The sequence below is a fragment of the Microcystis sp. M49636_WE2 genome (genome assembly GCF_030065375.1).
GTDB classification, from domain to species: domain Bacteria; phylum Cyanobacteriota; class Cyanobacteriia; order Cyanobacteriales; family Microcystaceae; genus Microcystis; species Microcystis aeruginosa_C.
This window is the reverse complement of sequence record NZ_JASJFG010001055.1, coordinates 1-8,178: the sequence shown is the minus strand read 5'-3', so window position 1 is coordinate 8,178 and position 8,178 is coordinate 1. Positions and strand designations below refer to the sequence as shown.

At 40.3% G+C, this 8,178-nt stretch carries 18 protein-coding genes and 1 pseudogene; 6 read left to right on the top strand and 13 right to left on the bottom strand.

The window, feature by feature from the left end; translation table 11 throughout:
- The coding region (locus tag PX484_RS24480; RefSeq protein ID WP_288106011.1) for a hypothetical protein at nucleotides 1–204 on the bottom strand (204 nt) is incomplete at its 3' end.
- A 310-nt stretch (nucleotides 205–514) separates the two neighbouring features.
- Here PX484_RS24480 and PX484_RS24475 point away from each other — a divergent pair.
- The 3 genes and pseudogenes from PX484_RS24475 (at nucleotide 515) to PX484_RS24465 (ending at nucleotide 1,371) form a co-directional block, all read left to right on the top strand.
- Nucleotides 515–720 (top strand): annotated as a pseudogene (locus PX484_RS24475) (hypothetical protein).
- A 44-nt stretch (nucleotides 721–764) separates the two neighbouring features.
- Nucleotides 765–1,046: a type II toxin-antitoxin system RelE/ParE family toxin gene (locus PX484_RS24470; RefSeq protein WP_287766953.1), complete on the top strand. Its 282-nt coding sequence runs from the start codon at nucleotides 765–767 to the stop codon at nucleotides 1,044–1,046.
- 10 nt (nucleotides 1,047–1,056) lie between these two features.
- A complete protein-coding gene (locus tag PX484_RS24465) occupies nucleotides 1,057–1,371 on the top strand; it encodes a HigA family addiction module antitoxin (protein WP_002801551.1) in 315 nt (104 codons plus the stop codon).
- A gap of 187 nt (nucleotides 1,372–1,558) precedes the next feature.
- Here PX484_RS24465 and PX484_RS24460 read toward each other — a convergent pair whose 3' ends face one another.
- Both PX484_RS24460 and PX484_RS24455 read right to left on the bottom strand, forming a co-directional pair.
- The gene (locus tag PX484_RS24460; protein WP_002735847.1) at nucleotides 1,559–1,819 is read right to left on the bottom strand and encodes a Txe/YoeB family addiction module toxin; all 261 of its coding nucleotides are present in this window, start codon (nucleotides 1,817–1,819) and stop codon (nucleotides 1,559–1,561) included.
- Nucleotides 1,800–2,054, bottom strand: a complete 255-nt coding sequence (locus PX484_RS24455; RefSeq protein ID WP_287766954.1) for a hypothetical protein — start codon at nucleotides 2,052–2,054, stop codon at nucleotides 1,800–1,802. Before PX484_RS24455 ends, PX484_RS24460 begins: the two co-directional genes overlap by 20 nt.
- A 16-nt stretch (nucleotides 2,055–2,070) precedes the next feature.
- On the opposite strand from PX484_RS24455, the gene PX484_RS24450 reads away from it, so the two are divergent.
- A complete protein-coding gene (locus PX484_RS24450) occupies nucleotides 2,071–2,439 on the top strand; it encodes a hypothetical protein (protein WP_288106006.1) in 369 nt (122 codons plus the stop codon).
- A 138-nt stretch (nucleotides 2,440–2,577) separates the two neighbouring features.
- Nucleotides 2,578–3,885, top strand: coding sequence for an FG-GAP repeat protein (locus PX484_RS24445; RefSeq protein ID WP_287766956.1), 1,308 nt, complete (start codon nucleotides 2,578–2,580; stop codon nucleotides 3,883–3,885).
- 200 nt (nucleotides 3,886–4,085) lie between these two features.
- On the opposite strand, the gene PX484_RS24440 is transcribed toward PX484_RS24445, so the two are convergent.
- From PX484_RS24440 to PX484_RS24405, 8 genes are all read right to left on the bottom strand, one after another.
- Nucleotides 4,086–4,427, bottom strand: a complete 342-nt coding sequence (locus PX484_RS24440; RefSeq protein ID WP_002801547.1) for a type II toxin-antitoxin system PemK/MazF family toxin — start codon at nucleotides 4,425–4,427, stop codon at nucleotides 4,086–4,088.
- Nucleotides 4,424–4,657 carry a hypothetical protein gene (locus PX484_RS24435; RefSeq protein WP_287766957.1) on the bottom strand — a complete coding sequence of 78 codons (234 nt, stop codon included), beginning with the start codon at nucleotides 4,655–4,657 and terminating at the stop codon, nucleotides 4,424–4,426. The genes PX484_RS24440 and PX484_RS24435 overlap by 4 nt, the downstream gene beginning before the upstream one ends.
- Nucleotides 4,658–4,857: 200 nt before the next feature.
- On the bottom strand, nucleotides 4,858–5,079 hold the full coding sequence (locus PX484_RS24430) for a hypothetical protein (RefSeq protein WP_002801544.1): 222 nt from the start codon (nucleotides 5,077–5,079) through the stop codon (nucleotides 4,858–4,860).
- Nucleotides 5,045–5,317 carry a BrnT family toxin gene (locus tag PX484_RS24425; protein ID WP_002757427.1) on the bottom strand — a complete coding sequence of 91 codons (273 nt, stop codon included), beginning with the start codon at nucleotides 5,315–5,317 and terminating at the stop codon, nucleotides 5,045–5,047. Before PX484_RS24425 ends, PX484_RS24430 begins: the two co-directional genes overlap by 35 nt.
- Before the next feature lie 222 nt (nucleotides 5,318–5,539).
- Nucleotides 5,540–5,824, bottom strand: coding sequence for a type II toxin-antitoxin system RelE/ParE family toxin (locus tag PX484_RS24420; protein ID WP_002801542.1), 285 nt, complete (start codon nucleotides 5,822–5,824; stop codon nucleotides 5,540–5,542).
- Nucleotides 5,817–6,035 (bottom strand): hypothetical protein, encoded by a 219-nt coding sequence (locus PX484_RS24415; RefSeq protein WP_002801541.1) that lies wholly within the window; start codon nucleotides 6,033–6,035, stop codon nucleotides 5,817–5,819. The genes PX484_RS24420 and PX484_RS24415 overlap by 8 nt, the downstream gene beginning before the upstream one ends.
- A 218-nt stretch (nucleotides 6,036–6,253) precedes the next feature.
- A complete protein-coding gene (locus tag PX484_RS24410) occupies nucleotides 6,254–6,499 on the bottom strand; it encodes a DUF2442 domain-containing protein (protein ID WP_002737254.1) in 246 nt (81 codons plus the stop codon).
- Between the two features lie 4 nt (nucleotides 6,500–6,503).
- Nucleotides 6,504–6,752, bottom strand: a complete 249-nt coding sequence (locus PX484_RS24405) for a DUF4160 domain-containing protein (protein WP_002736965.1) — start codon at nucleotides 6,750–6,752, stop codon at nucleotides 6,504–6,506.
- A 125-nt stretch (nucleotides 6,753–6,877) separates the two neighbouring features.
- Here PX484_RS24405 and PX484_RS24400 point away from each other — a divergent pair, with 125 nt between their 5' ends.
- Nucleotides 6,878–7,078, top strand: a complete 201-nt coding sequence (locus PX484_RS24400) for a hypothetical protein (protein WP_287766958.1) — start codon at nucleotides 6,878–6,880, stop codon at nucleotides 7,076–7,078.
- Here the strand turns inward: PX484_RS24400 and PX484_RS24395 are convergent.
- Both PX484_RS24395 and PX484_RS24390 read right to left on the bottom strand, forming a co-directional pair.
- The gene (locus PX484_RS24395) at nucleotides 7,070–7,468 is read right to left on the bottom strand and encodes a hypothetical protein (protein WP_043997799.1); all 399 of its coding nucleotides are present in this window, start codon (nucleotides 7,466–7,468) and stop codon (nucleotides 7,070–7,072) included. The genes PX484_RS24400 and PX484_RS24395 overlap by 9 nt on opposite strands.
- A 396-nt stretch (nucleotides 7,469–7,864) precedes the next feature.
- The coding region (locus PX484_RS24390) for a hypothetical protein (protein ID WP_288105998.1) at nucleotides 7,865–8,178 on the bottom strand (314 nt) is incomplete at its 5' end.

Below are 8,178 nucleotides of genomic sequence, written 5' to 3'. Positions count from 1 at the left end.
GTGATGGATGCGTTCATTCCAATTATGGAAGGGATGGGCGCTCGGTTGCCGTTCAATTCTGTCTAGATAGGGATTTTCTCGCGGTGGTTGGTAAAAATGTCCGTGAACCGTGATATAAACTCCGTGAGCGGTTTTCAGGGGGTCGACCCCCGTATCGGTATAGGAATAAAAGGTTGTAGAAGGATGTTCAACAAGATAAGTCATGGAAATGCCTAGAAAATCGTTTTTTTTTGAGCGAAAATAGCTGTAGAATGTGGCGACCTGATGTTTAAAAAAACTGAAAACCTGGCCGTTTTTCACGGCCTTGGGGTCACAATATCACATTTTATTTTCCTAGCAAAGCTAAGGTTAACAATTCGCAACTTCTCTATACACAGCACTAAGTAGGGTCTGCTGAAAAAGCTTTTCGTGGGTGTGGGGTGTCGGTTTTTAAGGGTGTTAGGGATATGCTGACAATAAATCCGGTTATTAAAGACTGATTATTTATTCCCCCTTTGGCTCTTCTAGGTTCTGTGTGATAAGTTTAACTTACTATATGATCGATCGATCTTTGTGTCCTTTGTGTCTTTGTGGTTCGTTCCACCCCCTCGCTCTTGAGAAATGTATCTTAGAATACATTTTACCCACCAAAGCTGGGAGAGCCCCCCTTTTGCCTCTTGCCTCTTGCCTTTTGCCTATCCTAATATGTTACCTATACTCAACGGATTTAGTATCAGTTGATGTTCTTGCTTGACATATTACGCAAAACGGAATAGCATTTGAATATGATTCAATCTTTCCGATGCAAGCATACGCGATTACTTTTTGAAGGAGGAGATCCGCCTCGTTTTCGTGGTTTCAAAGATACTGCTATTCGGAAGTTGACTCAATTAGATGCGGCTCAAACCTTAGAGTTTCTGCGCTCTCCACCAGGCAATCAACTTGAAGCTTTAAAAGGCGATAGAAAAGAACAATATAGTATTCGGATTAATTCTCAGTTTCGATTATGTTTTATCTGGACAAATAATGGACATACTGATGTTGAAATTGTTGATTATCACTCATAAATAATTAATTATGAATAACCGTCCTATTAATCAAATGCGACCCGTTCACCCAGGAGAAATTCTGCGGGAAGATTTTTTGATTCCTCTAAATATGAGCGTGAATGCTTTAGCTTTAGCCTTGAAGGTTCCTGCATCTCGTATTCATGAAATTGTTAAAGAACGTCGTTCTATTTCGGCTGATACGGCAGCAAGATTAGCCTGCTATTTTGGCGGAGATGCTGCTTCCTGGCTCAGTCTTCAAGTAATTTATGATCTGAAGACTTTATCTAACCGTGAGGAGATTATTCAGCAAATTCAGCCCCGTATTTCCGAACAAATTGCCTGATTTTTTAATTAGATTAAGTCCCAGAGATTAAAACACTTTCAAAAGGGTAAAAGGTACATGGGACGAACTCTACAAAATCGGCACTCGCTCCTGCTGCTGCCCAAAAAGCGATCGCCCTTGGCGTTCCCATCCCGAGCAATGACAATTTCAAAGTTTAATCAAGAAGATGACAGCGATCGCATTGAGCCTAGTCATAATGAAATTTACAACTGATAATAATAATTTCTGTTTCTGTAATTTTATAAACTAAGCGATGTTCATCATTAATGCGTCTTGACCAATAACCCTTGAGTTGATGTTTTAAGGGTTCGGGTTTACCGATTCCAGAGAAGGGATGGCGCAATATGTCGTCAATTAAATCAACGATTTTTTTATAGAGTTTTTTGTCTTCTATCGCCCATTCATTGAATTGTTTAAAAGCTTTCGGATCAAATACTATATTTTTCACGCCATTCTTTTACGGTAATTGTCACTAAGTTTTCTTTATTTTCTATTCTGTCAATAGCTTCCGATAATTGACGCTGATTGGCTTCTGTTGAAAGAAGATATTCGGTTGTATCGGGTTCAGGATCAGATACTAAAATAATAATATCCACATCTGTTCCTTCTTCTAGTTCCGTAGAATAAAGCTCTATTTTTCCTTCTCTGCCAACAATTCCTTTCTGTTTAATCGCTCTAATCATGATTTTTTCTCTTAAGATGTCAAACAATTATGGCTATTATAGCGTTTTTCAGTCTGCTGAGGTACAAAAGTTATGGGTTTTAGGCAAAAGGCAAGAGGCAAAAGTCAAAAGGGAAGAAAAATATGTGTACCTCACTAGCTTAGGAAACGCTATATATCAAAATCAGCATGAGTTAGAACTGTTGACAAGAAAAGCGATCGCACTAATGACACTCAAAGAGATCCCAGTTTTAAGGTTTAATCAAGAAGATAACAGCGATCGCACTGCCATCAATGTGCATGGTGCGTTCCCCAAAAGCGATCGCTTTGTAGCAGGACTTGCATTAGGGAACGCACCCTACGGCGATAGCGGTCCTTGTATTGGAACTGCTATACCAGGAATATAAAGATTTATTAAAATGTATCGTAGAATACAATGCGGGGGGGGGTAATGTGTATAGTCTATCTGCGACTTTTAGTTGGTTGTCCCTTAGCTAACCGGCAAAAGCAGCGCAGCTCAATTCTTAAATCCCAGATAAACCTAGATGATAAAAACTCTTGTTTCTTGTCTATTGGTGGTAGGAACAACCTCCTTAGCGGGAGTAATCGCCCCGGCTCAAGCCTTTACCCCTCTCTCCTTAACCAAAACCTTCAACAACCCCACCGCTGAAGAGTACGACAATTTTGGCTATTCCGTGTCCCTCAGTGGTACATCTGCCTTGATTGGGGCTTATGGGGATAAAACCGGCGCATCGGGTGCGGGGTCAGCCTATTTGTTTGATACAACCACAGGCACCCTCAAGCAAACCTTCAACAACCCCACCGCTGAAGATTTCGACAATTTTGGCTATTCCGTGTCCCTCAGTGGCACAACTGCCTTGATTGGGGCTCCTTACGATAGCACCGGCGCAACGGGTGCGGGGTCAGCCTATTTGTTTGATACAACCACAGGCAACCTCCTGAAAACCTTCAACAACCCCACCGCTGAAGATTTCGACTATTTTGGCTATTCCGTGTCCCTCAGTGGCACAACTGCCTTGATTGGGGCTTATCGGGATGACACCGGCGCAACGAATGCGGGGTCAGCCTATTTGTTTGATACAACCACAGGCAACCTCCTGAAAACCTTCAACAACCCCACCGCTGAAGATGACGACTATTTTGGCTATTCCGTGTCCCTCAGTGGCACAACTGCCTTGATTGGGGCTTATCGGGATGACACCGGCGCAACGAATGCGGGGTCAGCCTATTTGTTTGATACAATCACTGGCGACCTCCTGAAAACCTTCAACAACCCCACCGCTGAAGATTTCGACTATTTTGGCTATTCCGTGTCCCTCAGTGGTACATCTGCCTTGATTGGGGCTCCTAGCGATAACACCGGCGCAACGGTTGCGGGGTCAGCCTATTTGTTTGATACAACCACAGGCAACCTCCTGAAAACCTTCAACAACCCCACCGCTGAAGAGTACGACAATTTTGGCTATTCCGTGTCCCTCAGTGGCACATCTGCCTTGATTGGGGCTATTAACGATAACACCGGCGCAACGAATGCGGGGTCAGCCTATTTGTTTGAGACAACCACAGGCACCCTCCAGCAAACCTTCAACAACCCCACCGCTGAAGATTACGACTATTTTGGCAATTCCGTGTCCCTCAGTGGCACAACTGCCTTGATTGGGGCTTATGGGGATAGCACCGGCGCAACGAGTGCGGGGTCAGCCTATTTGTATCAAGAAACTCAAACAGTGCAAGTGCCTGAACCATCCTTAACTATCCTGGGTACAGGAGTGGTTTTAGGTGTTCTACCTTTTCTTAAAAAAGGGAAAAAGGACAAGGAGAAAGATATCTAGAAAATAGCGAGGGAGACAAAATTATTTGTAGGACGGGTTAGCGGTAGCGTAACATGATCAGTCCTTGGGTTTCATGCTTCTACGTTCTTCGGCATCGCACTTAGACTGACAGCTGCCATCAATGTGCATGGTGCGTTCCCCAAAAGCGATCTCTGGAGTAATAGGACTTGCATTAGGGAACGCACCCTACAGCACTAATTTTATTTTCTTAGCCAATTGATTAAAAGATTTTTAATCCGTATTAGTCTTTCTGGTGAGATAGTTCCTAAACGTGCATTGATTACAGATGATTCGACACTTGTTAATCGTCCTAGTCGAATTAAAGAAGCCACTTTAAGTCCAGTAGTAATATAGTCAGAATCTGAGGTATTAATAATTTCGTCAAATCCTAGAGTAGCTTGATGGAGACGAGAAGAAATTAAAGCAAGTAATAAATCACGATGGCGACTTGGTGAAATAGCAATAATTAAAGCTGGACGCAGTTTTCCTGATTTCAAGTCTGCTTGAGGAAAACGAATTAGAACAATATCACCTGGTTTCATGGTTGATAAATTTCTTGAGCATCTGCTAGGGAATATTCAATTTCATCTCCTTCTTTGAAAAATTGCTCTAATGAAAATTTTTGCCAGTCTTCATCTTGCCAATTAGTATGTTCTGAAATCTTGTTTGGCTCAGGGGAAATTAATCGGGTAAAGTTGGCAATTTTTTCAACAATGTCATCAGGTAATCGGTCAATCTGTTGGTGAAGTTCTTCACGAATTGTAGCAGACATAAGTTAAATTATTTGATTAAGGTGTAGAATGGATATTATTGATTATAACTCAGATATTGGGTGGTAATTTGGGAAAAAGTAATGTTGGGTTTCTACCAGATCAGAGATCGCACTACGTTCTTCGGCATCGCACTCCTCATCCCCAAAAAGCGATCGCCCTTGGCGTTCCTATCCCAAGCAGTGACAATTTTAAAGTTTAATCAACAAGATGACAGCGATCGCACTACAAGATCGGCATCTGTGATTGATGTACGGCGAAACTCATTTAATTCTTGTTGAGATAGGGGGAGACAGTCCGAATCTGCTTCGGCTGCTTTGTCAATTTCTTCCTCAGTCATTGCTGCAACTTTTTCCCAATCTGTCTTACCATGACTAACATTTTCGGGATCAAGTCTGACTCTGGTAATATTGTCGTCGTTCATTTTTATTGGCTCTCCTTGCTGAAATAATGCGGTATCTGCCGTTTCTTTTGGTATAGACGACCAATAAAACTACTTGATTAACTATACCGATTACTTGAATTCTAGTTTCATTATAATCACGTTTATCTTCTCTTTCCAGACAGTTGGGATCTAGAAAAATGTTTTTTGCATCTTCAAAATCAATTTTATGCTTGATCAAGTTGGCAGCAGCTTTATTATTGTCCCATTCTATCTCCATTTTATCGAGATTTTGTATCTAGTTCATAATATTTTGGATTATAAGTAGGTAGGCGTTAAAAATTATCAGATGCCCCCCTTATCAAGGGGGGATTAAGGGGGGATCGAACCTAAAATCCATTTTTAATTTAATTATAACCAGCTACTTACATGATCGCCCTTTCCCATCATCAAAAAGCGATCGCCAACTCCGAAACCTTGCTAACATAATAAAAAATCATATTCAATAAACCTCATCGTGAGTTCCAATATCAATTAGGTTGATCTCTTCTTCTTGGGTTTCAGGGTTTGATTCAAAATTGAAAATTATTCGACAATCATATTCAACAGAAAAAGCCCAAGCATCTGATAATTTCCCTTTTAGTTTATGGCTGCGTAATATTGGATTATAGGGATCGTCAGCGAGTAGTCTCAATTTGGCTTCTATTTTTGATTTTAAGTCGGGTTGTCGTTTAATCCTTGTTTTGAAAGCGCATTTAAATGATTGGCTAAAAACCAAGTTAATCATTGTTTAGTTTGGCAATAATGGAATCAACATCTCCTCGAAAAACATTACCATTTTGATAGTCTTGTCGAGCTTGAGAAATATTTTGAGCAATTTGTTCTCGTCTTTTTTCGATTTGCCGATGTTTAACAATATTGATCAAGTCATCTTGTTCATCAAAAGAGAGATAGTCAATCATTTCTAAGATTTGACTAAATTGCATTGTTGGCGGCATTGTTACTTTCCCCTTTTTCAATACAGACTTTTATTTTACTCTGCTTGGGCAATAATGACATCCGCGATCGCGGATCGATGACAACTTTCCAACTCACAAAGAGAGATCGCCTCTCCTTATCCCCAAAAAGCGATCGCCATTGGCGTTCCTATCCCAAGCAATGACAATTTCAGAGTTTAATCAAGAAGATAACAGCGATCGCACTACAAGATCGGCAATCATAGTTCAATTCCATTGATCCAAATTTCATACTCGCTTATATCAACTTCATCATTCCAAACGATTCCGCTACCTGATGGATCAAGTTGAAAGTTTTTAAAGAAAGCATAGTTTTTAAGGGAAGAAAACATCGTTTTTTCTAGTAGATTTTCACAGTTATATTTTCTAGCTTGATGATTAGAAAAATGCACCAATAGAGTATAATTTTCAATGATTTCGGCTGATGTTATTTTGGGATAAAGCATTGTTTTATTTCAAAGGTGGTAATTTATTAAATTCTTGAGTGTTCCACATTTTCAATAATTCTGATTGATAGATTGTTGCCCATTCTACAACCATTTTTGTGGCTCTATTAGGTAAGTCTCCTTCAATGATTTCTAAGGTTTCCAGATTAAATAGGGCGTTATATTCTCCATAAATCGCATGAAAATGGGGAGGTGGATGATCGGCAAAAAAGATTTTAATGATAATTCCATAAAATCGAGTAATTTCTGGCATAAATCTATTTTTATAAGTCTTGCTTTATGACAAAAATATTATAACAAAGCTTGTTGGGTTTTGTTACCTCGACCTAAACGACAAGATCAGCAATCGCACTCCTCATCCCCAAAAAGCGATCGCCAGTGACGTTCCTATCCCAAGCAATGGCAGTTTTAAAGTTTAATCAAGAAGATAACGGCGATCGCACTGCCATCAATGGGCATGGTACGTTCCCAAAAAGCGAGCGCTTTGTAGCAGGACTTGCATTAGGGAACGCACCCTACGGCGATAGCGTACTGCTATGCAGTGCCTTCGGCATCGCACTTCCCATTGTCCTAATCTAAAACAATAGTAGTTCCTGTCCTAAAGGCACGATAACGACCTCTGTTAGGAACTTCAATGATTTCACCGTAGCCTTCTCTTAGACAAAAATTGAAGGGATCATTTGGAGCTTTTTTGCATTTACCGCATTCATGCCAGCCATCTCCAGTATTGTTATCGTATCTACACTTTTTGTTAGAAACTGGAATAAAACAATTCATAAAATTTTGACTATTTGGAGTATTGCCAAAACTACCCTGAAGTGGAGGAGAAATACGATATCGCCATTGACCATCCATTGTTTTATAACTTTCGCATTTATAAGTTTTTGGCTTGGCTTGAACAGGAGTTGATGATGCGACTGCTACAAGAACTGTAGCCAGCATGGAAACACTCAAAAGTTTGCGAATCATAAAAACTACCTTGTATTTGTCTTAATTCTTTGACTCAAACTCTGTCTAACTATTGATTATACAGAAACTTTCTGTCTAACAGTCCTCAGAGTAACGACAGGTGGAAACTTGCGGCATACTACTCCATTTTAGCGCAATCGCTGGAACTTTTCCCCATATCATACCCAAGAGCATATTAGCCAGATTAAACAACCTCTTTTAAGTGGATTCCTAACAACAAGCTCAAATAAAATCGACGTTTCGGGAAGTGTAGCACTAAGTCTTCAATCCACCCGACAATTACCTAATTTTCGGGAAAAAAGTGCCTAAATTTTGCCACCGGCTGGCACTTTTTGAGGACAAAAAGTCTAAAAGTATTCTCCAACAATGTTTTTAGCTCTATTCAGCCAACCCTATTTATTGGTGTACTTGCAAATGAAGGACATAATGACCTAAAATCAGGTTATCTGACCATAATTCGTACTCTAGACGCAAATATTCGGGGAAATTATTCCCCTCTAATTTGAGACTACGGGTATAGTTGCGGAGGCGAAAAGCGTAACCCGGTTGAGGACTTTCGGCATTTAACCAGTAGCGACTGACACCAAAAACCCCTTGCTCCCAAAAATGACGATAGGCGAATCTTCCCTGGCCCTGCATGGTCATAATTACCCGATTGGCCGAAATTTCTAGCCAAATTAATTTATTTTGATTATTTTTGGGTTTAAGTG